This is a genomic window from Pontivivens ytuae, assembly GCF_015679265.1.
Taxonomy (GTDB): Bacteria; Pseudomonadota; Alphaproteobacteria; order Rhodobacterales; family Rhodobacteraceae; genus Pontivivens; species Pontivivens ytuae.
This window is the reverse complement of the sequence record NZ_CP064942.1, coordinates 1,880,776-1,903,541: the sequence shown is the minus strand read 5'-3', so window position 1 is coordinate 1,903,541 and position 22,766 is coordinate 1,880,776. Positions and strand designations below refer to the sequence as shown.

Here is a 22,766-nt window from a genome sequence, read left to right as displayed (position 1 = left end):
GCTTTACTCGGGTACCAGATCCATGCCGAGGCCGTTGCCGACGAAATCGGTGGTGTAGGCCGATTGCCAGTCGAGCCCGTCGGAGACGACACCCGCCTCGACCATCGCCTCGTAGAAGCCGCCGACCTGCTCATCGGTGATGACGCCGATTCCGACCTCCTCCGCATCGCCGGAGATGACGATGCCGTTCTCCAGCATCTTCTCGATCGCGTAGTTGATCTTGTCCTGCGTCATCTCCGGATTGGCTTCCATGATGAGCGCGTTGGCGGCGGCGTTGTCGCCATAGAGATAGTTGTACCAGCCGAGGATCGAGCCCTCGACGAAGCAGGTCACGATCTCCGGCCGCTCCGCGATCGTGTCGGCCATGGTCTCGATCGTCGTGGCGTAGGTCGAGTAGCCCGCGTCCGCGATCAGAAAGACCTCCGGCACGAAGCCGCCCTCCTGCTCCACCAGGTAGGGTTCGGAGCTGAGATAGCCCTGCATGCCGATGCCGGTATCGGCGAGGAACGGCGCGGGGTTGAAGGTGTAGGGCTGGCGCTGCTCGGGCGTGAAGCCGTGGGCCGCGATCATCCACTGGTAATAGGACTGAAAGCCGTTGTCGCCGATCAGCAGCGTCAGGTCCTTCAGATCCTCCCAGCTCTCCGCTGCACCCGGGTGGGCGAGGATCACCTGCGGGTGCTTCTGGAAGATCGCGGCGACGGACACGACCGGAATGCCCTGCTCTACGGCGGAGAACGCTTGGAGCAGGTCGCCGCCCATATGGAAATCCATCCGCCCCGCGAGCATCAGCGCGCGGTTGTTCACCTGCGGACCGCCCGGCACGATGGTGACGTCGAGACCGCACTCCGCGTAGGTGCCGTCCGCGACGGACTGATAGAAGCCACCATGCTCCGCCTGTGCGACCCAATTGGTGCCGAAGGTCACTTCCTCCTGCGCGAGTGCCGCGGTTCCGGTGGCGGCGAGTGCCCCTGCGGCGAGGATCTGGATTTTCCGTTTCATTCGCCTGTCTCCCTGCATACCCTGTCAGCTTGACGCTAGGTCGGCTTTCCGGCCACGGCCAAGCACTAAAAAGTGCCATCTGCCCCTTCTGCGGGCAGGCGCACCCATTTTGAGCAGAATTTTATGTATCTGCCGAAAGACTGAGCGGTTTACTCGCCGGGGACGGGACATGACGGACGCGCTTCGACCACAGACCATCCATCCGCCCTTCGCGCGCTACGTGCACGGGGTCGCGGTTCCGGCCGGGCACCGGCTGATCGCGACGTCGGGCCAGCTCGGCATCCGCGCGGACGGAACGATCCCGGAGGGGGTGGAGGCGCAGACGGAGCTGTGCTTCGTCGCCATCGACGCGATCCTGGCGGAGGGCGGGATGGGCCGTGAGGATGTGGTGCGGGTCAACGCCTTCGTCACCGGGCGCGAGCATTTGCCGGGCTACATGGCAGCCCGCGACACGTGGCTGGAAAAAGTCGATCCGCCGCCCGCCTCGACCCTGATGATCGTCAGCGGCTTCGCCCGGTCTGAGTTCGTCGTGGAGGTCGAGGTTCTGGCCGCCGCACCCTAGCGGCTGCGCCGAAGGTAGACGTAATAGGCCCCTTCACCCCCGTGCCTGCGATGCGCCGGTGCGATCTGCAGCACGAGTGGACCGAGTGGCGGCAGGCGCAGCCAGTGCGGCACCTGGTGGCGGAGCACGCCGTGACGCTCCGGTATGATCGCGTCCTCGGCCCCTCTTCGGCCCTTTCCGGTGATCACAAGGACGAGGCGCAAGCCCTCGGAATGCGCGCGCAGGATGAAGCCACGCAGGCGCAGATGCGCATCCGCAGTGGTCATCCCATGCAGGTCGAGGCGAGCCTGCGGGGTGAGCCGCCCGCGCGTCATCCGCTCGAAGGCACGACGGTCCATGTTGACGGGCTCCGCACCGGGTGCCGGCGCCGGGTCGAAGCGCGTGGGCGGCGCCGGGCGGCCCTGCGGCCGCAGGATCATGCCGCGGGAGGCGGGTGAGGTGGGGGCAAGCTCGACCGGTCGCTGCTCGTGGTCTGGCTCGGGCGCGGCGGACTGTTCATGCAAGGGAACGGCGCTCTCGGCCACCTTGGACCACAGCGCCTTTTCCTCCTCGCTCAGCGTCCGCCTGCGGCGCGCCACGTCAGCGCCCGGCAAGCGCCGCGCGCGGCATCAGGACGACCATGCGGCCGCCCGCCCGCTGACGGCTCGCCACGGCAAAGGCCGCCTCGCCGGAGCCGAAGAAGATGTCGGCGCGCTGGGCGCCTTTGACCGCGGCGCCGACGTCCTGCGCCACCATAAGACGCTTAAAGGGACCGTTCGCCGTCTCCGTTTCCACCCAGACCGGTAGGCCGAGCGGGACCGCGTCGCGGTCGACGGCGATGGAGCGGCGGGCAGTGACCGGCAGGCTCATCGCACCGACCGGGCCGTCATCGGGGGACAGCCCCTCGACCTCGTGAAAGAAGATGTAGGAGGGGTTCACATTCAGCACGTCGAGGCCACGCTGCCCATTCTCCCGCACCCAGGTCTGGATCGCGGCGGCGGAGAGGTTGTGGCTGGGCAGCAGCCCCGCCTCCCCCATGTACCGCCCGACAGAGCGATAGGGGTGGCCGTTCCGCCCGGCATAACCGACGCGCATCGTAGAGCCATCCGCGAGCGACAGGCGGCCGGAGCCCTGAACGTGGAGGAAGAACGCCTCCACCGGATCCTCGAGCCAGGCGAGCTCCAACCCACGACCGGAGAGGCCGCCGCGCTCGATCTCCTCCCGCGTTAGCCAAGGGCTGTTCCGCCCCTCGATCTCCGGCGGGCGCTTGTAGAGCGGGAAGCGGAAGCGCTCGGTGCGGAAGCGGCTGGCGGGCAGTTCGGGCTCGTAATATCCGGTGAAGAGCGGATCGTTACCATCTGTCACCAGGACAGGCGTGAACGCCGCCTCAAAGAACGCGCGGGCATCCGTCGCACTTTCGGCCGCGCGACAGAGCGCGGCCCATTCCTCGGCACTGATCCGATCGCCCGTCGCAGTGCTCGCACAGCTGCGAGAGAAGGTGCGCAGCGCCGCCGCATGATCATCCTGCGCCCAACCGTCGAGCGCATCGTAGCTTAGCGGCTGCATGGAGGTCTGGCCGAGCGCAGGCAAAGCAAGAGAGAGCGCGGCGACCGCCGCGAGAACGACACGGCGGTGCAGCATGTCACGCGCCAGTTGCGACGAGCAGCCAGTTCGGGTTTTCGGAGCCCATCACGCGGGAGAAGGTCCAGACATCGGCCTGGCGCTTGATCTCCTGCGGATCGCCCTCGACGATCTCACCGGTGGCGTTTTTGACCACGGACGTCAGCTCCCCGACGAAGCGGATGGTGATGTCGGCGACATTGTCCATCTCATCGAACTTCGCATCCTTGAGCTTGAGCTCCCGCACGCCGACGAAACGAGCGTCCACCGTGAGGCCCGCCTCGGCCCGGCTTTCGACCGCCTGCTCGAAGCCCTTGAAGACGTCGGGTGCCAGGAACTGCTCCAGCGTCTTCAGATCGCCGTTCTCGTAGGCCATCAAGATCATCTCGTAGGCCTGACGCGCGCCGCCGAGGAATTCGCCCAGGCTGAAATCGGGCTCGACCTTCTTCATGTTGGCGATGGCCTGGCCGGCATCGCTTTCGGGATCGACGTGGTCGGCGATGTCCTGATCGGTGCCGCCGCCCTCGATCACTTCGAACGGATGGTCCTGGCGATCATTCTCCGGCCCGGGGACACGCGACGTCTTGGGCGGACCTTCAAAGCCCGTGCGCGTGCCGAGCACGCTGCGCAGTCGGAGGATCAGAAAGACCGCAACCGCGGCCAGTACGATAAGTTGGATCATAGGTTCGATGTCTTTCTCCGATCGGCATCGGAACCGCCAGGCGGTTTGGTTCGTCCTCGTTCTTGCATATCTAGGAGGGCGAAGGGAACGAGTCCATGCGACCGCATGGATGGAGAAAGGAACGCCATGTGGATTTTTCTGGCATTGTTGCTGGTGCCGCTGATCGAAATCGCACTGTTCATCCAGGTCGGCGACCTGATCGGGCTGTGGCCGACGCTTGCGACGGTCATCCTGACCGCCATCGCGGGGACGTGGCTGTTGCGTTTGCAGGGGGGCGACGCGCTGCGGCGCGTGCAGCACATCCTGCGCGAGGGCGGTGATCCACGGGGGCCTCTGGCGCACGGCGCGCTGATCCTGATCGCGGGCGTCGTGCTTTTGACGCCGGGCTTCTTTACCGACGCGATCGGATTCCTCCTCCTCATCCCGGCGGTGCGCAACATCGTGATCGCGGAGCTTGCCCGCCGCGTGGTCGTGCGCACCATGAGCCAGCCGCGCGAGGCGGGACGGGGCGGCCCAGGCGACGTGATCGACGCGGAATATGATGTCGAGCCGCCGCAGGGGCAGGACATCCCCGGCAACTCGGGCTGGACCCGGCGGGACTGACGTTGTGATGCAGCAAGCGCTCTGCTAGGTCCGTGCCATCTGTCAGACACGACAAGGCACGAGGACGGCATGGCCGACGAGAACCAGACCCCAGAGACCGACGCCGCGGCAGCGCAGGCACAGCAGTCGCAGCCCCAGATCCGCATCCGCAACCAGTATGTGAAGGACGTCTCCTTCGAGAATCTGGCCGCGCAGAAGGGCATCGTGCCCCAGACCGCACCGCAGGTCCGGGTGGGCGTGAACCTCGATGCGAAGAAGGTTGAGGGCGCGGATGGCGTCTACGAGGTCGTGATGACGCTGAAGGTCAACGCGGATGCAGGCGAGCAGAAGGTCTTCCTGATGGAGCTCGACTATGCCGGGATCTTCGAGGTGTCGAACGTGCCGGAGAACCAGATCCATCCGTTCCTGCTGATCCAGTGCCCGACGATGATCTTCCCGTTCGCACGGCGGATCGTCAGCGACATGACGCGCGACGGCGGCTTCCCGCCGGTCAACGTCGATCCGATCGACTTCCTGGCGCTCTACCGCAACGAGCTGTTGCGGCGGCAGCAGGCCCAGGCGGCCAGCGCCGGATCGCCGACCGGAACGGCATGATCGAGGGGCCTTCGGGCCCCTTTTTCATGGGCGTTGTTGGTAAGTGAGAGCGCTGCGGATCAGGAGGCGGAGCTTCTCCTGACCTGGCGTTTCGCCGGTGGCGAACAGGACGCCACGGTTGCCGTCATACCGGAAGTCATCGGGAAACAGGCTGCGGAAATCCGAGATAATCGTGGTCTGGCAATGCGCATAGATCGCGTATCCGCCACTCTTCGGCAGGCCCAGCCGTAGAGTGGAGCCTTTCGGCGTGCGATAGGCGGGTTGGCCCCATTTCAGGCTCTCCTCGATAGGACCGATGGTTTTGGCCGTGTCGAGGATGAGCTGTCTGAGGGTAAGCAGGGCATCGCGTTCGGACTCAGGGAACGACGCGAACGCCGCTTCGAGGTTCGGGCTCTCGAACGGAATATCAGCTTTGACCGCGGTCTTATGCATCTGGAGATGCTAACGCGAAACGGCGCGTTCCGGCACCGCTGAAAGTCAGGATGAGAAGCGCTTCCAGAGGGCATCGTCGCCCAGCTTGGAGACGAAACCCTCGAAGGCCGCCTGCTCGTCCGGCGTCATCCGGTCGCGCAGCGGGCGCGGGCGGGGCGGCGGCGTCCAGTCGCCGGCCTCCACCTTCGGCCCGGTATTGGAGACGACCGAAAGGCTGAAATCGGGCTGCCGGCCGCCGACGAGCTCCAGGTAGACCTCCGCCAGGATCTCGGAGTCGAGCAGCGCACCGTGCTTCGTCCGCGCCGAGTTGTCGATGCCGAAGCGGCGGCAGAGCGCGTCGAGGGAGTTCTGCGCGCCCGGAAACTTCGAGCGGGCAATGGCGAGGGTGTCGACCGCCTGCGCATTCGGCAGGGTCGGCAGGCCCATCCATTTCAGCTCCGCATTCAGGAACTTCATGTCGAAGGCGGCATTGTGGATGACGAGCTTCGCATCGCCCACGAAGTCGAGGAACTCCTGCCCGATCTGCTTGAAGACCGGCTTGTCGGCGAGGAAGTCGTTGCCGAGGCCGTGCACCTGGAACGCCTCGGTCGGCATGTCGCGTTCGGGATTGATGTACTGGTGATAGGTGCGGCCGGTCGGCATGTGACCGTTGAGTTCGACCCCGCCGATCTCGACGATGCGGTGGCCTTCGAGCGGGTCGAGGCCGGTGGTTTCGGTGTCGAGGACGATCTCACGCATCGTGACGCTCCCTTATGCTCGCCAGAACGGCGTGGACCTGTTCGCGGGCGTTGTCCAGTCCGCGCGAGGTGTCGACGACGAAATCGGCGGCGGCGCGTTTTTCGGCGTCGGGCACCTGGCGGGAGAGGATGGCGGCGAAGCTTTCCTCCGTCATGCCGGGACGGGCTAAGACGCGCTGGCGCTGGACATCCGCGGGGGCGGAGACCACGACGAGGGTGTCGACGCCGCGCTGCTGACCGATTTCGAAGAGGAGGGGGATGTCGAGGAGGACTTCACCGGTCGAGTGGCGCTCTAGAAAAGCCTTGCGGTGCGCGGCGACCAGCGGGTGCACGATAGCCTCGATCTTCGGGAGTAGCGTGTCGTCGGCGAGGATTGCGGTGCGGAGGCGATCCCGGTTGACCGCTCTGTTTTCGATAGCTTCGGGGATGAGGTCGGCGAGCGGGGCTACTGCCGCGCCGCCGGGCGCATAAAGCTCGTGGACGGCAGCGTCGGCGTCCCAGACCGGAACGCCCGCGTCGGCAAACATCTGCGCCGTGGTCGACTTGCCCATGCCGATGGAGCCCGTCAGCCCGATGACATGCGCCGTCATTCGGCGAGCACCGCGCGGCGGAGTTCGTCGTCCACCTCCGGCGCCTGATCGAACCATTGGCGGAAGCCGGGTGCAGCCTGATGGAGCAGCATGCCGAGACCGTCCACCGTACGGAGGCCGATAGAGGCGGCTTCCTGCAGGAAAGGCGTACGGAGCGGCGCGTAGACTATGTCGGTGGCGAGCGCCGCACCGTGGGCGCGGGTAAAACTGATGTTGAGTTCGGGCTGGCCGGTCATACCGAGGGACGTCGTGTTGACAATTGTCATGGCTCCCTCCATCGCGTCGGCGCCGCGGTTCCAGTCGACAACGGTGATCCGGGCACCGTAGGCCTCCTTGAGGGCCACGGCGCGTTGACGGGTACGGTTCGCGATGCGGACCTCGGGCGCGCCGTCGCTCAGGAGGGCGGAGATGATGGCGCGGGCCGCACCTCCGGCACCGAGGACAAGGCACGGACCGGACTTCGCGGACCAGTCGGGGGCGTACTGGCGCAGGTTCTCGATGAAGCCGTAGCCGTCCGTGTTGTCGGCGTAGATCCCACCATTCTCACGAAATATCAATGTGTTGGCGGATCCGATCAGCGCAGCGCGATCGCTGATGTTGTCCGCGACCTGCAGGACACGCTGTTTGTAGGGGATGGTGATGTTCACGCCGCGAAAGCCGAGCTTCGGCAGGGTCCGGATCGCCTCGTCGAAGTCGTTTGGGGCAACCGCGAGGGGCACGTAGTGGCCCGGGATGCCGTATCGGCGCAGCCAGTGACCGTGCAACTTGGGCGAGAGCGAGTGGCCGATGGGCCAGCCGACGACACCGGCGAGAGGGGGGGACGACTCCGTCATTCGATGCAGACCTCGCGCGCACGCAGAAAACCCAGAACCTCGAGCAGCGGCAGGCCGAGGACGCTGAAATAGTCACCCTGAACCCTGGAGAAGAGCTGCGCGCCGCGCCCCTCGAGCCTGTAGCCGCCGACGCATTGGAGCAACACTTCGCCCTCCTCCTCAAGGTATTGTGTGAGAAAGGCGTCGGAAAAGGACCGCATGATGAGTTGCGCGCGGCCTATATGACGCCAGACGGGCTTTCCGCCTTCGCAGATCACCGCGGCGGAGAGAAGTTCGTGGGCTTGGCCGCGGAGGTTGAGGAGTTGGGTGCGCAACGTCTCCATGTCCGGGGACTTGTCGAAGAGTTGTCCGTTGCAGACGAGGACCTGATCGGCGGACAGCACGAGCGCATCGCTGTTGCGGGCGGAAACGCGCAGACCTTTCAGCTCGGCGAGCTTGTCGGCGATGTCGCGGGGTGGGGCGCCCTCGGCGAGCATGGCCTGCTTGACGCTCTGCTCATCGACGCGGGAGACATCGATGCGATGGGCGATGCCGGCCGCACTGAGCATGGCGGAGCGGGCGGATGAGCCCGAGGCGAGGACGATTTCAGTCACGCGCTGCGCTTTCTGAGATGGGCGAGGATGGCGGCCGCGATCTCCTCGATGGAACGGCGGGTGACGTCGACGACAGGGATGTCGTGACGCTCAAAGAAGAGGCGCGCGTCGGCGACCTCCTCCCGGATGCTGTCGAGATCGGCGTAGCCGGGGGCGTCACCACGATCGAGCACTTCGAGGCGGTGGGCGCGGACTTGGGCGAGGCGGTTCGGGGTGACGACGAGACCGATGGCGGGGATGCCCGCGGCGAGGGCTTGGAGGAGCGGTTCGAGGGCCTTGGGGTTTCCTGTAAGCGGGACGTTGGCCGCCCGGATGCCTTGGTAGGCGAGGTAGATGCTTGTCGGTGTCTTGGAGGTGCGGCTGACACCCACGAGGATCACGTCGGCGGCGAGCAGACGGGCGGGACTTTGTCCGTCGTCCTGGGTGATGGCGTAGTCGATCGCGGCAATCCGGCGCTGATCGTCGAGACCGGTCTGGTATTGTTGGCCCGGACGGGCGCGCGGTGCTTCGTCGAGGAACTCTGCGATTCTGTCGACGAGAGGATCGAGTAGAGGCTGCGCATCGAGCCCCAGATCCGCGATGCGCCGCTCGAGATGGGCGCGCAATGTTTCATCGACAACAGTGTGCAGGATCAGGGACGGCGGCGTGATGGTTTCCAGGATCGCATCGAGCTGTGCCGGGGCGCGGACGAACACGTGCGGGTGCTGGATGATGGACTTCGGATCGAATCGAATGACGACGGCACGGGCCGCGGCCGCCAGCGTCATGCCGGTCGAATCCGAGATCAGGTGAAGATTGAGTGGGCTGGCACCTGTCAAGATCAACAATCCTGGGGATGGTTCCGTGGACAGCCCTGTGTAGCGCTGCGATGCGGTGTTGTGGAGAGTGCAGTGAGGCGCAGTTCATCCTCGACCCGCGGTTCGTCTCACACTGAGTTGTTCGGCGGGGATCGGTTCCGAGACGCAATGTGGAAAACCGCGTTTTGGCGACTCGTTCACGGCGGAAATGAGGCGCTCAAAAATTCGCAAGATCTTGCGTCCGGATTTTTGCGAGAAAAATGTGCGGTGCAGCAAAGGCTTACAGTGTTTGCAGATTCGTTACATTTTTAAGGAATACGAAAGGTAGTTGGCGGCAGCACTTGGATAACTCTGTGGATGAACCGGCGAGGTGCGGTAATCCCCGCTTTGCCCACAGACCCTCTTCAACCACAGCCTTTTCAGATTCTTTCTTTGAGAGAGAGATAAGGATCGACCGAGAAACCGTCTGGTCAATTCAGTTCGCGCCGGCATAGCGTGACAGCGGTTCTGGAGGACGAAAATGATCGAAGATCTGCTGATCGGCAGCTACCTGTGGGTGAAGGCAGCGCACATCGTGGCGGTGGTGTCCTGGATGGCGGGTTTGCTCTATCTGCCGCGGCTCTTCGTCTACCATGTGGAGCGGGGGACACCGGGGTCGGAGGTCAGCGAGACCTTCAAGGTGATGGAGATGAAGCTTTATCGCTTCATCATGAACCCGGCGATGATGGTGAGCTGGGTGCTCGGTCTCTGGCTGGCGGCGATACCGGGTGTGATCGGCGGATGGTTTCTGGGCAAGCTCGCTGCCGTGATCGCGATGACCTGGTTTCATATCTGGCTGGGGAAGCGGAGGAAGGAATTCCTGGCCGATGAGAATGTGCGGAGCGGGCGGACCTATCGGCTGATGAACGAGGTGCCGACGGTACTACTGATCGCAATTGCCGTTCTCGTGATCGTCAAGCCCTTCTGACGCGGCCAAGGTTGACAGGGGCGGACACAACGCCATATTTGCGGTAATCGGGTTTCTGGCCCGCTCCCCCTCTTTCCCCCGTTCGATGACGCAATTGGCGCTTGGAACGTCCAGTCGGAACAGAATTTATGGATATTGAACGACTCTCGCTCGCCGAGCTGAAGGCGAAGAGCCCTGCTGATCTCCTGCACATGGCCGAAGAGCTGGAAATCGAGAACGCGTCGACGATGCGCAAGGGCGACATGATGTTCTCGATCCTGAAGGAGATGGCTGAGGATGGGGTCGAGATCTCGGGCGACGGGGTGCTGGAGGTGCTGCAGGACGGCTTCGGTTTCCTGCGCTCTCCGGAAGCGAACTACCTGCCGGGTCCTGACGACATCTATGTCTCGCCGTCACAGATCCGGAAGTTCTCCCTGCGCACGGGTGACACGGTTGATGGGGTGATCCGGGCGCCGAAGGACGGGGAGCGGTACTTCGGGCTGGTGAAGGTCTCCCAGATTAATTTCGAGGAGCCGGAGAAGGCGCGGCACAAGGTGCATTTCGATAACCTGACGCCGCTCTATCCCGATGAGCGGCTGACTATGGAGATCGACGATCCGACCATCAAGGACAAGTCGGCGCGGGTGATCGACCTGGTGGCACCAATCGGGAAGGGACAGCGATCACTGATCGTGGCGCCGCCGCGGACGGGTAAGACGGTGATCCTCCAGAACATTGCGAACTCGATCGAGAAGAACCATCCGGAGTGCTACCTCATCGTGCTGCTGATCGATGAGCGGCCCGAGGAAGTCACGGACATGCAGCGGTCGGTGAAGGGCGAGGTCGTGTCCTCGACATTTGACGAGCCGGCGACGCGGCACGTGGCAGTGTCCGAGATGGTGATCGAGAAGGCAAAGCGGCTGGTGGAGCACAAGCGGGATGTGGTTATCCTGCTCGACTCGATCACGCGCCTAGGTCGTGCTTTCAACACGGTGGTTCCGTCCTCGGGTAAGGTTCTGACCGGAGGTGTGGATGCAAATGCGTTGCAGCGTCCGAAGCGGTTCTTCGGTGCGGCGCGAAATATCGAGGAGGGCGGCTCGCTCACCATCATCGCGACGGCGCTGATAGATACGGGCAGCCGGATGGACGAGGTGATCTTCGAGGAGTTCAAGGGGACCGGTAACTCCGAGATCGTTCTGGATCGGAAGATCGCCGACAAGCGCGTCTTCCCGGCGATCGACATCATGAAGTCGGGCACGCGGAAAGAGGATCTGTTGGTCGAAAAGGCGGATCTAACGAAGATGTTTGTGCTGCGCCGGATCCTCAATCCTATGGGTACGACTGATGCGATCGAGTTCCTGCTCGGCAAGCTCAAACAGACGAAGAACAACTCGGAATTCTTCGACTCAATGAATACGTGAGTTGAGCGCGACAGGTTAGTGGAGGGGCCCGTTCGCGGGCCCTTTTTCGTTGCAGGGAGATGTGGTGATGACGGACACGATCTTCGCTTTGGCGTCGGCTCAAGGCCGGGCGGGTGTAGCGGTGGTGCGGGTGTCCGGACCGCTATCCTGGAACGCTGCAGAGGCTTTGTGTGGATCCTTGCCGGAGCCGCGGCGGGCGGGTGTGCGGACGGTCGCTAATCCGGCAACGGGCGCGATGATCGACGAGGCATTGGTGCTGGCGTTCGAGAAGGGATCGAGCTTTACGGGGGAGGCTCTGGTCGAGTTTCAAACCCACGGATCGGTGGCGGTAGTTTCTTCTCTGTTGGATGCGCTTGGCTCGATGGAGGGGGTTCGCATGGCGGAGCCCGGGGAGTTCACGCGCCGCGCGATGGATGCCGGTCGGTTGGATTTGGCTCAGGTGGAGGGACTCGCAGATCTCATCGATGCAGAGACTGATGCGCAGCGAAATCAAGCGCTCCTGGTTATGCGTGGCGGTTTGTCTGCGCAGACGGAGAGCTGGCGGAACCATCTATTGCACGCGCTCGCGTTGATCGAGGCGACGATCGATTTTGCAGATGAGGACGTGCCGGTGGACGTCGTGCCGGATGTTGTTGCCGAGCTTACCAGCGTGCGGAACGAATTGGCTGGTCAGCTCGCTGGAGCTGATGCGGCGGAGCGTGTGCGATCCGGGTTCGAGGTTGCCATCGTGGGTCGACCGAATGCGGGGAAGTCGAGTCTGCTGAACCGTCTGGCTGGTCGCAAAGCTGCAATCACTTCCGACGTTGCAGGTACGACGCGCGACGTAATCGAGGTTCGCATGGATCTCGGCGGTCTGGCGGTGACGTTGCTGGATACGGCTGGTCTTCGGGACAGTGAGGATCAGATTGAGGCGATCGGGGTCGCGCTGGCCCAAGAGCGTGCGGCGGCTGCCGACATGCGGATCTATCTTCTGGAGCCGGGGCAGGATGCGCCGGATGGAGGCGTTGCTGTGGATGAGGCGGATCTTGTCGTCCGAGGCAAGTCGGATTTGGGTTCGGGTGATTTGTCTTCGCTGACGGGTGAGGGGATCGATGCTCTGATCGCGGAAGTGACCTCGCGCTTGACGTTCCGATCGCAAGGGGCCTCGCTAGTCATTCGTGCGCGGCAGCGGGATGCGTTGGTTCGTGGAAGTGCGGCGGTTGATGCTGCGTTGGGGGCTCTGGAGATTTCCGGCGCTGATTTGGAGTTGGTGTCGGAGGATGTTCGTGCCGCAGTGACGGTTCTTGACTCGCTGGTCGGACGGGTCGATGTGGAGGACGTCCTCGGCGAGATCTTTGGTCGGTTCTGTATCGGTAAGTGAGATGTTTCACGTGAAACACTATGATGTCGTTGTCATCGGCGGCGGGCATGCGGGCACGGAAGCGGCGCTCGCTTCCGCGCGTATGGGCGTACGTACAGCCCTCATCACCCATAGTTCCGATCGCATCGGTGAGATGTCGTGCAACCCTGCCATCGGGGGCCTAGGAAAGGGCCACCTGGTTCGTGAAATCGACGCTCTTGATGGTGCCATGGGTCGGGTGGCTGACCGCGCAGGCATCCAGTTTCGGCTTCTGAATCGGCGGAAGGGGCCGGCTGTTCAGGGACCTCGCGCACAGGCTGATCGGGCGTTGTACCGCACTGCGATGCAGGAAGTGGTTCAGCATCAATCGAACCTTGATGTTATCGAGGGCGAGGTTACTGATCTGCGAACTGAGGGCGGTCGCGCGTCGGGCGTTGAATTGGCGACTGGTGATATCGTTGGTTGCGGGGCGTGTGTGGTAACCACTGGCACGTTCCTGAATGGCGTAATCCACATCGGTGATAAGTGTCAGACGGGCGGCCGGATGGGGGATGCGGCAGCGACACGGCTCGCTGAACGGCTCTTGGCTCTAGAGCTTCCTCTGGGCCGCTTGAAGACCGGGACCCCGCCGCGTCTGGATACACATACGATTGACTGGTCGCAGCTTGAGCTCCAGCCCGGTGATGAGGAGCCGGAGCTCTTCTCCTTCATGTCGACCTCGGTTTCCGCTCGGCAGGTCAGTTGTGGCATCACCTACACGAACGAGCGTACGCACGAGGTAATTCGGGACAACCTGGATCGATCTGCCATGTATGGCGGACATATCGATGGCGTCGGCCCGCGGTACTGCCCGTCCATCGAAGACAAGGTGGTCCGCTTCGCGAACAAGACGGCGCACCAAGTCTTCTTGGAACCGGAAGGCCTCGACAGCGATCTCGTCTATCCGAATGGTATCTCGACCTCGCTGCCCGTCGATGTGCAGGAGGACTATGTCCGCTCGATCGCAGGCCTCGAACAGGTGCGTATCGTTCAGCCGGGCTATGCCATCGAGTACGACTATGTCGATCCGCGTGCGTTGAGCCATACGCTGGAGCTACAGCGTCTGTCGGGTCTCTACCTTGCGGGTCAAATCAATGGAACAACGGGCTATGAGGAGGCGGCTGCGCAGGGCTTGGTTGCCGGCCTTAACGCGGCAGCGGCAACCCTGGATCGTGATCCATTCATCCTCGATCGGGCAGATGCTTACATTGGCGTGATGATTGATGATCTCGTCACGCGCGGCGTCGCCGAGCCGTATCGTATGTTCACCTCACGCGCGGAGTATCGCCTCGCGCTCCGCGCCGACAACGCCGATCAACGCCTGACCGAGAAGGGGTGGGTATTCGGCTGCGTCGGCGAAGAGCGGGCAGCTGTGTTCGCGCGCAAGCAGGAGGCATTGAACACCGCGCGCGATCTGCTGGAGAAACACAGCCTGACGCCGCAGGAGGCGGGCACCCACGGGATCAAGGTAAACCGCGACGGGGTACGGCGGAGCGGCATGGAGCTCTTGTCCTACAAGGACGTCGAGTTCTCTGAGCTTGCATCGATCTGGCCGGAGCTCCAGGAGACGGAGCCCCCGATCGTGCAGCAACTCGAGCGGGACGCGCTCTACAGCAGCTATATTGAGCGCCAACGGCGAGATATCGACGCGATGCGCCGGGATGAGATGGTCGCGCTTCCGTCTGATCTCGACTATGGCTCTGTCCATGGTTTGTCGTCGGAGCTGAAGTTGAAGCTTTCAAATGTCCGGCCATCGACGCTCGCGCAGGCATCGCGGATCGACGGCATGACGCCGGCTGCACTGACGCTCATCTTGGCCGTCGTACGTCGCGAGAACCGGATCTCTGCATGAGTGACGCGCTGCGCGATGTTTCACGTGAAACAGCGGATCAGCTCAAGATCTACGCAGAGCTTCTCCGCAAGTGGAATCCGCGGATCAACCTCGTCAGTCGCACGACGCTTGATGATCTAAAGCGCCGACACTTCGAGGATTCGCTGCAGCTCGTGAAGCTCGCACCCGCCAGCGGACACTGGGTCGATCTCGGCAGCGGCGGTGGCTTCCCGGGCCTTGTCATCGCCATCGCAGCACCCGAATACCAAATCACACTCGTTGAGAGTGACCAGCGAAAGTGCCTCTTTCTGCGTGAGGTCGCCCGCACCCTGTCGCTGAACGTCGACGTCCTGAACGAACGCATTGAGGCCGCCCAACCGCTCCAAGCGGACATTCTCAGCGCCCGCGCGCTCGCGAGCCTGCCCGACCTGCTCGCCTTCGCCGAACGTCACGCGTATTCAAAGGCAACGCTTCTCTTTCCAAAGGGCCGAACCGCGGATCAGGAATTGACCGTTGCGCGTGAAAGCTGGACATTCGATGTAGATCGGATCCCGAGCCAGACGGACCCGGCGAGCAGTATTCTCAAGATCACGGGGGCCCGACGTGTCGGTCATCAGCCAGAAACCTGACGTCATCGCGCTCGCCAATCAGAAGGGCGGCGTGGGCAAGACGACCACCGCCATCAACATGGGCACGGCGCTGGCGGCGTCCGATCGGAGCGTGCTTCTGATCGACCTTGATCCGCAGGGAAACGCGTCGACGGGTCTCGGTATCGCCCGGGACCAGCGGAAACTGTCGACCTACGACGTTTTGATCGAGGACAAGCCACTCTCCGACATTGTGCTCGAAACCATCGTGCCGAACCTTCACATCGCCCCGGCGCAGCCCGATCTGAGCTCTGCGGATATGGAACTCATGGGCCGAACAGGTCGCGCGAGTCGACTCAAGCAGGCACTGCGCGGGCTGGATCAAAGTTACGACTATGTCCTGATCGACTGCCCACCGTCTTTAAACCTGCTGACGGTAAACGCCCTAACCGCCGCGAACGCGGTCATGGTCCCGCTCCAATGCGAGTTCTTTGCACTCGAAGGGCTCTCGCAGCTTATGAACACGATCCGCGAGGTCCGCTCTGCGTTGAATCCGAATCTCGAGATCCAGGGCATCGTCCTGACTATGTACGACCGACGAAACAATCTATCCCACCAGGTCGCCGCCGACGCCCGTGCAACGCTCGGTGATGTGGTGTATGAGACGGTCATCCCGCGCAACGTCCGCCTCTCGGAAGCGCCATCACATGCTGTCCCTGCCTTGCTCTACGACGAGACGAGCGCAGGAAGCCTCGCCTACCAACGCCTTGCCGCGGAGCTCCTGCGCCGTCGGCAGGACGTCGCGGCTGTAGGTTAAGGGAGGCGCAACATGGCATCGAAAACCGAACGCAAGGGTCTTGGCCGGGGTCTCTCCGCGCTCCTCGCCGACATCGATACGACCGAGACTGCCGCAGAGCCTGCCGGTATCCAGACCGTTCCGATCGAGCATCTGCAGCCCAATCCCGACCAACCCCGCCGTATCTTCACGGAGGTGGATCTGGAGGATCTGACTCGTTCGGTCCGGGAGAAGGGCGTCATTCAACCCCTCATTGTGCGCCCTGCACCAGACGGCTCCGACGGCTTCCAGATTGTCGCGGGCGAGCGTCGCTGGCGCGCGGCACAGCGCGCGAAGCTGCACGACATCCCTGTCGTAATCCGCCCACTCGACGACAGCGAAGTCCTCGAAGTCGCGATCATCGAGAACATCCAGCGCGCCGACCTTAACCCGGTCGAAGAAGCACAAGGCTACCGCCAGCTCATGGATCGCTTCGGCCATACGCAGGAAAAGCTGGCCGAGGCCCTCGGGAAGAGCCGCTCGCACATCGCCAATCTTCTGCGCCTCCTGACACTCCCGGATGAGATCCTCCTGATGCTCTCCGAGGGCAAACTTTCCGCCGGCCATGCCCGGGCGCTCGTACCGCTCGCCGATCCCATCCCGCTGGCGCGCCAGATTGTCGAGAAAGGCCTCTCCGTCCGCCAAGCCGAGCAGCTCGCAAAGACACCAAGAGCACCTTCGACCGCGACCCCACGGGCGGCCGCAAAAGACGCCGATACGCGTGTTCTTGAAGGCGACCTCTCGGCGGCTCTCGGCCTGAAAGTGTCGATCAATCATCGCCGCGATGGCACCGGCGGTCAGGTTCTGCTTGCCTACAGTGATCTCGATCAACTCGACAAAATCTGTCAGATTTTGTCTTCAGATCAATAGCTTAACAGTTCTCTAAGAATCGCATTCGTAACCGGTCGCCCCACGGCAGGAATGCGAAGCCGATCGCCACTGACATCAACGAGTCCCTGCTCGATCAACGCAGCAACTCCCGAGAGATCGAGCGCATGCCCCGCGATCTTCTTATGCCGGGCCAGACTCACCCCTTCAGTGAGCCGCAGCCCCATGAGAAGATGCTCCACGGCCTGCTCCTCGCGTGATACCACCTCGACCGATTTCACAGCGTTCGATTGCTCCGCGACCGCAGCCAGATAGGCCTCCGGCTGGCGGACCGTCTCCGTAGCCGAACGCGTACCCTCGAGTTCAACCCGCCCATGCGCTCCAGGCCCGACGCCCACGTAGTCGCCGCACCGCCAGTAAATCATGTTGTGCGCCGACACCGCTCCCGCCCGCGCGTGGTTGGAGATCTCGTAGGCGCCCATGCCGGCCGCCTCTGTCATCTCTTGCGTTGCCATGTACATGTCCGCCGACAGCCCATCATCCGGCAAATCCCGCAAACGTCCCGCCCGGTGCAGGTCGCCAAACGCCGTGCCCGGCTCGATCGTCAGTTGATATAGCGATAGGTGATCGACCGCCATCGACAAGGCCTCACGCAACTCACGCTGCCACTCCTCAAGCGTTTGCCCCTGCCGCGCATAGATCAGGTCAAAGCTCACCCGCTCGAACGCACCTCGGGCGATGTCAAAGGCAGCTCGCGCCTCCGCCACACTATGGAGCCGCCCAAGCCGTTTCAGATCATCGTCGCGCAGTGCCTGGATTCCCATCGATACCCGATTGATCCCGGCCTGCCGAAAATCACGAAAACGACCAGCCTCGACGGATGTCGGGTTTGCCTCCAGCGTCACCTCGGCCCTAGGGCGCAAACCCCAGATCGCATCGATCTCCTGCAACAGATCGTGCACCGTCTCCGGCGCCATCAGGCTCGGCGTACCACCCCCGAAGAACACAGTATCCACCGGCCGACCGGGAACACGCTCCGCATACCAGCGCAGTTCCTGCCGCAGTGCCGCGCGCCAAGCCGCGTGATCGACCTCCCGCCGCACATGCGAGTTGAAGTCGCAGTAGGGGCACTTCGCGGCGCAGAATGGCCAGTGCACATAGATGCCGAATCCTGCCTCAGTCAAAGCAGGCGCTCACCAGCTTCCGGAACGCATCCGCCCGATGGCTCAGCGGTTCCTTGTCGGCATAGGGCATTTCGCCGAAAGTCCGATCCTGACCATCCGGGAGGAACATCGGATCATAGCCGAAGCCCTGTGTCCCCCGCGGTGGCCACACGAGTTGCCCCGGCGCCTCCCCGCGAAAGACCTCGTCATGGCCGTCGGGCCAGGCGAGGCACAGCGTGCACACGAACCGCGCCGTGTGCGGCTCAGCCGCACCGCTCTCCTGAACCTCGCGCCACGTCCGCGTCATTGCCTGCATGAAGTCGCGACCCGATTCCGTTTCCGCCCAGTCGGCGGTGTAGACACCAGGAGCGCCATCCAGCGCATCCACTTCGATCCCGCTATCGTCGCTCAGCGCCACAAGGCCTGCGGCCTTCGCCGCGAAATGCGCCTTGAGCCGCGCGTTGCCAGCAAAGCTGTCCTCGGTCTCCTCCGGCTCCTCCAGATCGAGTTCACCGGCCGAGGTCACATCGATCCCGAAAGGCTCTAGGAGCGCGGCGATCTCCCGCAGCTTCCCCGCGTTGTGGGAGGCGAGAACCAGCCGCCGCTCCGTCAGGCGCCGCGTCATTCCACGGCGTCCTTCTGTGCTGCGACGAGGTCCCGCACGCCGATCTCCGCGAGGTTCATCAGCTGGTCGAACTCGGCCCGGCTGAAGGTCGCGCCCTCCGCCGACCCCTGGATTTCCACCAGCCCTCCGGAGCCCGTCATCACGAAGTTCGCATCGGTCCCCGCATTCGAGTCCTCCGTGTAGTCGAGATCGAGCACCGGCGTCCCCGTGACGATCCCGCAGCTCACCGCGGCGACGTGATCCGTCAGCGGATCCGACTTGATCTCGCCCGCCTTCAGCAGCGTGTTCACTGCCAGCCGCAGCGCGACCCAGCCACCGGTGATCGAGGCGCAGCGCGTCCCGCCATCCGCCTGGATCACGTCGCAATCCACCGTGATCTGCCGCTCCCCGAGTGCCACACGATCGACCGAGGCCCGCAGGCTGCGCCCGATCAGCCGCTGGATCTCCTGCGTCCGACCCGACTGCTTCCCGGCCTGTGCCTCCCGCCGGTTCCGCGTGGTCGTCGCGCGCGGCAGCATGCCGTACTCCGCCGTGACCCATCCGAGCCCCGTATTGCGCAGGAAAGGCGGCACGCGTTCCTCGACCGACGCCGTGCACAGAACATGCGTATCACCGCAGCGGATGAGGCAGGAACCCTCGGCGTGCTTGGTGACTCCGGTTTCGATGAAGACGGGGCGAAGGGCATCTGCGGCACGGCCGGAGGGACGCATGAGGATCTCCTTTGAAGTGTGCCGCTTCTGTACCGGCTCGCCCCCCCAACGTCCAGCGAGCGGACCACCGCGATTGACGGGTCCCGCACATCTGCCTACCTCGGATCGAAGGAGGAAACGCCGGCGATGTCCGACCGCACCGCACCGATCACCGAGCTGAGCGATCGCGCGCGATCCGTCTTCCGCTCCCTTGTCGAGACCTATCTCGAAACGGGTGAGCCGGTGGGCTCGCGGACCCTGTCGCGCGCACTCCCCGATGGTGGCTCCCCAGCGACGATCCGCAACGTGATGCAGGACCTCGAATTGCTCGGCCTCCTCGACAGCCCCCATGTCAGCGCCGGCCGCGTGCCCACCCACAAGGGCCTACGCCTCTTCGTCGACGGCTTCATCGAAGGGGCGGAGATCGACGCGATGGACCGGGCCGAGATCGAGCGCGCCATGGGCCAGGATGACGCCGACATCGCCGCCGCTCTCGACCGCGCCAGCGGCGTTCTGTCCGGGCTTACTCGCGGCGCGTCCCTCGTTCTCGCCCCGCAAGTCGAAGCGCCCATCCGCCATATCGAGTTCGTGTCGCTAGCCGAGGACCGCGCCCTCGTCGTCCTCGTCACTGCCGATGGGCAGGTGGAGAACCGCCTCTTCACCCCGCCCGCCGGCCTGCCACCCTCTGCCATGCGGGAGGCCGCGAACTTCCTCAACGCCGTCCTCGAAGGCCGCACCGTCAGCGAGGCTCGCGGCGTCGTCACCGAGCAGATCGCCGCTCGCCGCCGCGAACTCGACGCGCTCGCCGCTGGGCTCGTCGAATCCGGAGTTGCCCTCTGGTCCGATCGCGAAGGCACCGACCGCGACCGCCTCATCGTCCGAGGCACCTCGCACCTGATCGACAGCAGTCAGGCGGAGGAGGATCTCGACCGCATCCGCCAGCTCTTCGACGATATCGAGCGCAAGCGCGACCTCGCGCAGCTCCTCTCCCTGACCGAAGAAGGTGACGGCGTGCGTGTCTTCATCGGTGCGGAGAACAAGCTCTTTTCACTTTCTGGTTCCTCTCTGGTGGTATCTCCCTATATGAACGCGGACCGGAAGATCATCGGAGCGATCGGCGTGATCGGGCCCACCCGGCTCAATTACGGTCGCATCGTTCCCATCGTGGATTACACCGCCCAGCTCGTGAGCCGTCTCATCAAGGACGGCCGCTGAGCAGGCACCGAGTGGGGAAGACGAAGGGCCGCGCATGTCCGACGAAAAACAGATCGAAGAGCAGATCGACGAGATCCTGGCCGATGCCGAGGACGTCACGACCGAGACCGATATCGGTTACGCCGACCCGGATGCCGAGATCGACGCCCTGCGCACCGAGCGGGACGATTTGCAGGACAAGCTCCTGCGCGCCTATGCGGAGATGGAGAACCTCCGCAAGCGCGCCGAGCGTGACCGCAAGGACGCCGAGACCTATGGCGGCACCCGCCTCGCGCGTGAACTGCTGCCCGTGCACGACAATCTCAAGCGCGCCGTAGAGGCCGTGACCGATGAGCAGCGCGAGGTCGCGGCAGCGGTAATCGAGGGGATCGAGCTCACGCAGCGCGAACTGGTCGCCGCCTTCGAGAAGCACAAGATCACCCGCATCGATCCGGAGATGGGCGACAAGTTCGATCCCAAGCTCCACCAGGCGATGTTCGAGGCGCCGATGCCCGGCATCGAGGCCGGCTGCGTCATCCAGGTCATGACCGAAGGCTTCATGATCGGCGACCGGCTCCTGCGCCCCGCGCAGGTAGGCGTCTCGTCCGGCAGCCCGGACGCATGAGCCGCATCACCGACGAGGCTAGCCTGCGCGCCCTCTACGGGCCCAAGCTCGGCCGGTCGGTGGACAAGGAACTGACGGCGCTGGACGCGCATTGCCGCGCGTTCATCGCCGCCTCGCCCTATCTCGTGATGAGCACGTCCGGAACCGAGGGTCTCGACCTCACGCCCCGCGGCGACGAGGCAGGGTTCGTGGTTGTCGACGATGACACCACACTGCTCCTGCCCGATCGGCCGGGCAACAACCGGCTCGATGCACTCACCAACCTGCTCACCAATCCCGAGATCGGCCTGATCTTCCTGATCCCAACGGTTCGGGAAACGCTACGCATCCGCGGTACGGCGGAGATCCGCGACGACCAGGCATTGCGCGAGCGGACCGCGCACAAGGGCCACTTGCCGGCCACGGTGCTCCGCATCTCGATCACGCGCGCCTACATGCACTGCGCCAAATCGGCCCTTCGCTCCGGCCTCTGGCAGCCCGACACCTGGCCGCAGGACCGCCCCGTCGGCACGATGGCCGAGATGATGCGGGACCACGCGCAGCGGACCGAACCGCTGGAAAGCGATGAGGACATGGTCGCGCGCTACCGCCAGAACTTGTACTGAAGCGCGCACACTGTTCCCCGAGTGCACTGATTTGATTTGCTAATGCGAACGTGGGATCGACGCACGCGCCAATTGATGTCATGTCATGTGGTGTCCCACAGAGTTGTAGGGTGGGCGAACCGACAACGGATCGACCGCGCCGAGCCGTCGATCCAGATCTCGCGGCTGGCGTGTCCGCCTCCTCATGACGGGGCGGTGCCGCGGGGGGTTCGGGTCGTGTCGGGGGGCTCTGACACGACCCGGCTCGGCAATCGCAAGAAACGGGCTGAGGCGGGCGGTAGCGCGTCCTAGGATTGAGCCGATCCGGGAGGACTGCCCATGCCTTTTGAAACGACCTCGCCCGACTGGAACGCCGTACGCGACGATCTTGACGCGTTCGGCTATGCCGATCTCGGCCGCCTCATCGAAGATGCCGACGCGGACCGGCTGATCGCGGACTACAACCGCGAGGATCTTTACCGCAGTCACATCCAGATGAAACGGCACGGTTTCGGGCAGGGCGAGTACAAGTACTTCGCCGACCCGCTGCCCGACCTGATCGCCAATCTCCGTCAGGCGCTCTACCCGGCGCTTGCCCGCATCGCCAATGAGTGGGAGGAGCAGCTTGGCACCGACCGGCGCTGGCCTGACACCCACGCGGAGCTCGTTGAACGCTGTGCTGCTGCCGGGCAGCATCGGCCCACGCCACTGATCCTTCGCTACGGACCCGGGGACTACAACTGCCTGCATCAGGACATCTACGGCGACCTGACCTTCCCGCTGCAGGTCGTTATCCTGCTCGATGAGCCCACCGCCTTCGAGGGTGGTGAGTTTGTCCTGACGGAGCAGCGCCCCCGGATGCAATCCCGCGCCGAGGTAGTACCGCTGAAGCGGGGCCACGGCGTCGTCTTCCCGGTCAACGAGCGGCCGCGGCAGGGCACCCGAGGCTCCTACCGGGTAAAGCAGCGGCACGGCGTCAGCCGCGTCCGGGCAGGGCAGCGGCACACGCTGGGGATCATCTTTCACAACGCGACCTGAA

The 22,766-nt window shown here is 64.0% G+C and carries 27 protein-coding genes; 14 read left to right on the top strand and 13 right to left on the bottom strand.

Features of this window, described 5'->3' with window-relative positions:
* Window positions 1–3: 3 nt before the first annotated feature.
* Window positions 4–999, bottom strand: coding sequence for an ABC transporter substrate-binding protein (locus I0K15_RS09320; protein ID WP_196105163.1), 996 nt, complete (start codon window positions 997–999; stop codon window positions 4–6).
* Window positions 1,000–1,168: 169 nt separating this feature from the next.
* On the opposite strand from I0K15_RS09320, the gene I0K15_RS09315 reads away from it, so the two are divergent.
* A complete protein-coding gene (locus tag I0K15_RS09315) occupies window positions 1,169–1,561 on the top strand; it encodes a RidA family protein (protein ID WP_196105162.1) in 393 nt (130 codons plus the stop codon).
* Here the strand turns inward: I0K15_RS09315 and I0K15_RS09310 are convergent.
* From I0K15_RS09310 to I0K15_RS09300, 3 genes are read right to left on the bottom strand one after another with little or no spacing between them, the layout of a single operon-like run.
* Entirely contained in the window at window positions 1,558–2,139 is a 582-nt protein-coding gene (locus tag I0K15_RS09310) for a Smr/MutS family protein (RefSeq protein WP_196105161.1), read from the bottom strand. The genes I0K15_RS09315 and I0K15_RS09310 overlap by 4 nt on opposite strands.
* 1 nt (window position 2,140) lies before the next feature.
* Window positions 2,141–3,181, bottom strand: coding sequence for a murein transglycosylase A (gene mltA / locus I0K15_RS09305; RefSeq protein ID WP_196105160.1), 1,041 nt, complete (start codon window positions 3,179–3,181; stop codon window positions 2,141–2,143).
* A gap of 1 nt (window position 3,182) precedes the next feature.
* Window positions 3,183–3,842 (bottom strand): Tim44/TimA family putative adaptor protein, encoded by a 660-nt coding sequence (locus tag I0K15_RS09300; RefSeq protein WP_196105159.1) that lies wholly within the window; start codon window positions 3,840–3,842, stop codon window positions 3,183–3,185.
* A gap of 126 nt (window positions 3,843–3,968) precedes the next feature.
* Between I0K15_RS09300 and I0K15_RS09295 the strand changes: the two genes are divergently transcribed.
* Together I0K15_RS09295 and secB are read left to right on the top strand one after the other, a co-directional pair.
* Entirely contained in the window at window positions 3,969–4,445 is a 477-nt protein-coding gene (locus tag I0K15_RS09295; protein ID WP_196105158.1) for an FxsA family protein, read from the top strand.
* Between the two features lie 69 nt (window positions 4,446–4,514).
* The gene (secB, locus tag I0K15_RS09290; protein ID WP_196105157.1) at window positions 4,515–5,039 is read left to right on the top strand and encodes a protein-export chaperone SecB; all 525 of its coding nucleotides are present in this window, start codon (window positions 4,515–4,517) and stop codon (window positions 5,037–5,039) included.
* 24 nt (window positions 5,040–5,063) lie between these two features.
* Here the strand turns inward: secB and I0K15_RS09285 are convergent, their stop codons facing one another.
* The 6 genes from I0K15_RS09285 to I0K15_RS09260 are packed head-to-tail and all read right to left on the bottom strand — an operon-like array spanning window position 5,064 to window position 8,991.
* Window positions 5,064–5,471: a DUF1801 domain-containing protein gene (locus I0K15_RS09285; RefSeq protein WP_196105156.1), complete on the bottom strand. Its 408-nt coding sequence runs from the start codon at window positions 5,469–5,471 to the stop codon at window positions 5,064–5,066.
* 45 nt (window positions 5,472–5,516) lie between these two features.
* Window positions 5,517–6,209 (bottom strand): DNA polymerase III subunit epsilon, encoded by a 693-nt coding sequence (gene dnaQ, locus I0K15_RS09280; RefSeq protein WP_196105155.1) that lies wholly within the window; start codon window positions 6,207–6,209, stop codon window positions 5,517–5,519.
* Window positions 6,202–6,798: a dephospho-CoA kinase gene (gene coaE / locus I0K15_RS09275; protein ID WP_196105154.1), complete on the bottom strand. Its 597-nt coding sequence runs from the start codon at window positions 6,796–6,798 to the stop codon at window positions 6,202–6,204. The genes dnaQ and coaE overlap by 8 nt, the downstream gene beginning before the upstream one ends.
* Window positions 6,795–7,631: a shikimate dehydrogenase gene (locus I0K15_RS09270; protein WP_196105153.1), complete on the bottom strand. Its 837-nt coding sequence runs from the start codon at window positions 7,629–7,631 to the stop codon at window positions 6,795–6,797. Before I0K15_RS09270 ends, coaE begins: the two co-directional genes overlap by 4 nt.
* The gene (locus I0K15_RS09265; RefSeq protein ID WP_196105152.1) at window positions 7,628–8,224 is read right to left on the bottom strand and encodes a Maf family protein; all 597 of its coding nucleotides are present in this window, start codon (window positions 8,222–8,224) and stop codon (window positions 7,628–7,630) included. The genes I0K15_RS09270 and I0K15_RS09265 overlap by 4 nt, the downstream gene beginning before the upstream one ends.
* Window positions 8,221–8,991 (bottom strand): pyruvate, water dikinase regulatory protein, encoded by a 771-nt coding sequence (locus I0K15_RS09260; protein WP_196105151.1) that lies wholly within the window; start codon window positions 8,989–8,991, stop codon window positions 8,221–8,223. Before I0K15_RS09260 ends, I0K15_RS09265 begins: the two co-directional genes overlap by 4 nt.
* Before the next feature lie 550 nt (window positions 8,992–9,541).
* Between I0K15_RS09260 and hemJ the strand changes: the two genes are divergently transcribed.
* From hemJ to I0K15_RS09225, 7 genes are all read left to right on the top strand, one after another.
* Window positions 9,542–9,988 carry a protoporphyrinogen oxidase HemJ gene (gene hemJ, locus I0K15_RS09255; RefSeq protein ID WP_196105150.1) on the top strand — a complete coding sequence of 149 codons (447 nt, stop codon included), beginning with the start codon at window positions 9,542–9,544 and terminating at the stop codon, window positions 9,986–9,988.
* Window positions 9,989–10,116: 128 nt separating this feature from the next.
* Window positions 10,117–11,388 (top strand): transcription termination factor Rho, encoded by a 1,272-nt coding sequence (gene rho, locus I0K15_RS09250; RefSeq protein ID WP_196105149.1) that lies wholly within the window; start codon window positions 10,117–10,119, stop codon window positions 11,386–11,388.
* A 67-nt stretch (window positions 11,389–11,455) separates the two neighbouring features.
* Window positions 11,456–12,748 (top strand): tRNA uridine-5-carboxymethylaminomethyl(34) synthesis GTPase MnmE, encoded by a 1,293-nt coding sequence (mnmE, locus tag I0K15_RS09245; RefSeq protein ID WP_196105148.1) that lies wholly within the window; start codon window positions 11,456–11,458, stop codon window positions 12,746–12,748.
* A 1-nt stretch (window position 12,749) separates the two neighbouring features.
* Window positions 12,750–14,618 (top strand): tRNA uridine-5-carboxymethylaminomethyl(34) synthesis enzyme MnmG, encoded by a 1,869-nt coding sequence (mnmG, locus tag I0K15_RS09240; RefSeq protein WP_196105147.1) that lies wholly within the window; start codon window positions 12,750–12,752, stop codon window positions 14,616–14,618.
* Window positions 14,615–15,226 (top strand): 16S rRNA (guanine(527)-N(7))-methyltransferase RsmG, encoded by a 612-nt coding sequence (rsmG, locus tag I0K15_RS09235; protein WP_196105146.1) that lies wholly within the window; start codon window positions 14,615–14,617, stop codon window positions 15,224–15,226. The genes mnmG and rsmG overlap by 4 nt, the downstream gene beginning before the upstream one ends.
* Complete coding sequence (locus tag I0K15_RS09230) at window positions 15,201–16,001, top strand: ParA family protein (RefSeq protein WP_196105145.1); 801 nt, start codon at window positions 15,201–15,203, stop codon at window positions 15,999–16,001. The genes rsmG and I0K15_RS09230 overlap by 26 nt, the downstream gene beginning before the upstream one ends.
* A gap of 12 nt (window positions 16,002–16,013) precedes the next feature.
* Window positions 16,014–16,889, top strand: coding sequence for a ParB/RepB/Spo0J family partition protein (locus I0K15_RS09225; RefSeq protein ID WP_196105144.1), 876 nt, complete (start codon window positions 16,014–16,016; stop codon window positions 16,887–16,889).
* On the opposite strand, the gene hemW is transcribed toward I0K15_RS09225, so the two are convergent.
* Genes hemW through rph form a run of 3 tightly spaced genes read right to left on the bottom strand, consistent with a single transcriptional unit; the run spans window position 16,883 to window position 19,345 of the window.
* On the bottom strand, window positions 16,883–18,031 hold the full coding sequence (gene hemW / locus I0K15_RS09220) for a radical SAM family heme chaperone HemW (RefSeq protein ID WP_196105143.1): 1,149 nt from the start codon (window positions 18,029–18,031) through the stop codon (window positions 16,883–16,885). The genes I0K15_RS09225 and hemW overlap by 7 nt on opposite strands.
* A complete protein-coding gene (rdgB, locus tag I0K15_RS09215) occupies window positions 18,024–18,635 on the bottom strand; it encodes an RdgB/HAM1 family non-canonical purine NTP pyrophosphatase (RefSeq protein WP_196105142.1) in 612 nt (203 codons plus the stop codon). The genes hemW and rdgB overlap by 8 nt, the downstream gene beginning before the upstream one ends.
* On the bottom strand, window positions 18,632–19,345 hold the full coding sequence (gene rph / locus I0K15_RS09210; RefSeq protein ID WP_196105141.1) for a ribonuclease PH: 714 nt from the start codon (window positions 19,343–19,345) through the stop codon (window positions 18,632–18,634). Before rph ends, rdgB begins: the two co-directional genes overlap by 4 nt.
* 126 nt (window positions 19,346–19,471) lie before the next feature.
* On the opposite strand from rph, the gene hrcA reads away from it, so the two are divergent.
* From hrcA to I0K15_RS09190, 4 genes are all read left to right on the top strand, one after another.
* Complete coding sequence (hrcA, locus tag I0K15_RS09205; RefSeq protein WP_196105140.1) at window positions 19,472–20,539, top strand: heat-inducible transcriptional repressor HrcA; 1,068 nt, start codon at window positions 19,472–19,474, stop codon at window positions 20,537–20,539.
* A gap of 34 nt (window positions 20,540–20,573) precedes the next feature.
* Window positions 20,574–21,143 carry a nucleotide exchange factor GrpE gene (grpE, locus tag I0K15_RS09200; protein ID WP_196105139.1) on the top strand — a complete coding sequence of 190 codons (570 nt, stop codon included), beginning with the start codon at window positions 20,574–20,576 and terminating at the stop codon, window positions 21,141–21,143.
* A complete protein-coding gene (locus I0K15_RS09195; protein WP_196105138.1) occupies window positions 21,140–21,748 on the top strand; it encodes an MSMEG_1061 family FMN-dependent PPOX-type flavoprotein in 609 nt (202 codons plus the stop codon). Before grpE ends, I0K15_RS09195 begins: the two co-directional genes overlap by 4 nt.
* 318 nt (window positions 21,749–22,066) lie before the next feature.
* Window positions 22,067–22,765 (top strand): 2OG-Fe(II) oxygenase, encoded by a 699-nt coding sequence (locus I0K15_RS09190; RefSeq protein WP_196105137.1) that lies wholly within the window; start codon window positions 22,067–22,069, stop codon window positions 22,763–22,765.
* The last annotated feature ends 1 nt before the right edge of the window (window position 22,766 follow it).

What these genes read in the sequence shown, in the direction of transcription:
- I0K15_RS09320 (WP_196105163.1), bottom strand. Translation starts at nt 999, where the DNA reads ATGAAACGGAAAATCCAGATCCTCGCCGCAGGGGCACTCGCCGCCACC.
- I0K15_RS09315 (WP_196105162.1), top strand. Translation starts at nt 1,169, where the DNA reads ATGACGGACGCGCTTCGACCACAGACCATCCATCCGCCCTTCGCGCGC.
- mltA (WP_196105160.1), bottom strand. Translation starts at nt 3,181, where the DNA reads ATGCTGCACCGCCGTGTCGTTCTCGCGGCGGTCGCCGCGCTCTCTCTT.
- I0K15_RS09300 (WP_196105159.1), bottom strand. Translation starts at nt 3,842, where the DNA reads ATGATCCAACTTATCGTACTGGCCGCGGTTGCGGTCTTTCTGATCCTC.
- I0K15_RS09295 (WP_196105158.1), top strand. Translation starts at nt 3,969, where the DNA reads ATGTGGATTTTTCTGGCATTGTTGCTGGTGCCGCTGATCGAAATCGCA.
- secB (WP_196105157.1), top strand. Translation starts at nt 4,515, where the DNA reads ATGGCCGACGAGAACCAGACCCCAGAGACCGACGCCGCGGCAGCGCAG.
- I0K15_RS09285 (WP_196105156.1), bottom strand. Translation starts at nt 5,471, where the DNA reads ATGCATAAGACCGCGGTCAAAGCTGATATTCCGTTCGAGAGCCCGAAC.
- dnaQ (WP_196105155.1), bottom strand. Translation starts at nt 6,209, where the DNA reads ATGCGTGAGATCGTCCTCGACACCGAAACCACCGGCCTCGACCCGCTC.
- coaE (WP_196105154.1), bottom strand. Translation starts at nt 6,798, where the DNA reads ATGACGGCGCATGTCATCGGGCTGACGGGCTCCATCGGCATGGGCAAG.
- I0K15_RS09270 (WP_196105153.1), bottom strand. Translation starts at nt 7,631, where the DNA reads ATGACGGAGTCGTCCCCCCCTCTCGCCGGTGTCGTCGGCTGGCCCATC.
- I0K15_RS09260 (WP_196105151.1), bottom strand. Translation starts at nt 8,991, where the DNA reads ATGACGCTGGCGGCCGCGGCCCGTGCCGTCGTCATTCGATTCGATCCG.
- hemJ (WP_196105150.1), top strand. Translation starts at nt 9,542, where the DNA reads ATGATCGAAGATCTGCTGATCGGCAGCTACCTGTGGGTGAAGGCAGCG.
- rho (WP_196105149.1), top strand. Translation starts at nt 10,117, where the DNA reads ATGGATATTGAACGACTCTCGCTCGCCGAGCTGAAGGCGAAGAGCCCT.
- mnmE (WP_196105148.1), top strand. Translation starts at nt 11,456, where the DNA reads ATGACGGACACGATCTTCGCTTTGGCGTCGGCTCAAGGCCGGGCGGGT.
- mnmG (WP_196105147.1), top strand. Translation starts at nt 12,750, where the DNA reads ATGTTTCACGTGAAACACTATGATGTCGTTGTCATCGGCGGCGGGCAT.
- rsmG (WP_196105146.1), top strand. Translation starts at nt 14,615, where the DNA reads ATGAGTGACGCGCTGCGCGATGTTTCACGTGAAACAGCGGATCAGCTC.
- I0K15_RS09225 (WP_196105144.1), top strand. Translation starts at nt 16,014, where the DNA reads ATGGCATCGAAAACCGAACGCAAGGGTCTTGGCCGGGGTCTCTCCGCG.
- rdgB (WP_196105142.1), bottom strand. Translation starts at nt 18,635, where the DNA reads ATGACGCGGCGCCTGACGGAGCGGCGGCTGGTTCTCGCCTCCCACAAC.
- rph (WP_196105141.1), bottom strand. Translation starts at nt 19,345, where the DNA reads ATGCGTCCCTCCGGCCGTGCCGCAGATGCCCTTCGCCCCGTCTTCATC.
- hrcA (WP_196105140.1), top strand. Translation starts at nt 19,472, where the DNA reads ATGTCCGACCGCACCGCACCGATCACCGAGCTGAGCGATCGCGCGCGA.
- grpE (WP_196105139.1), top strand. Translation starts at nt 20,574, where the DNA reads ATGTCCGACGAAAAACAGATCGAAGAGCAGATCGACGAGATCCTGGCC.
- I0K15_RS09195 (WP_196105138.1), top strand. Translation starts at nt 21,140, where the DNA reads ATGAGCCGCATCACCGACGAGGCTAGCCTGCGCGCCCTCTACGGGCCC.
- I0K15_RS09190 (WP_196105137.1), top strand. Translation starts at nt 22,067, where the DNA reads ATGCCTTTTGAAACGACCTCGCCCGACTGGAACGCCGTACGCGACGAT.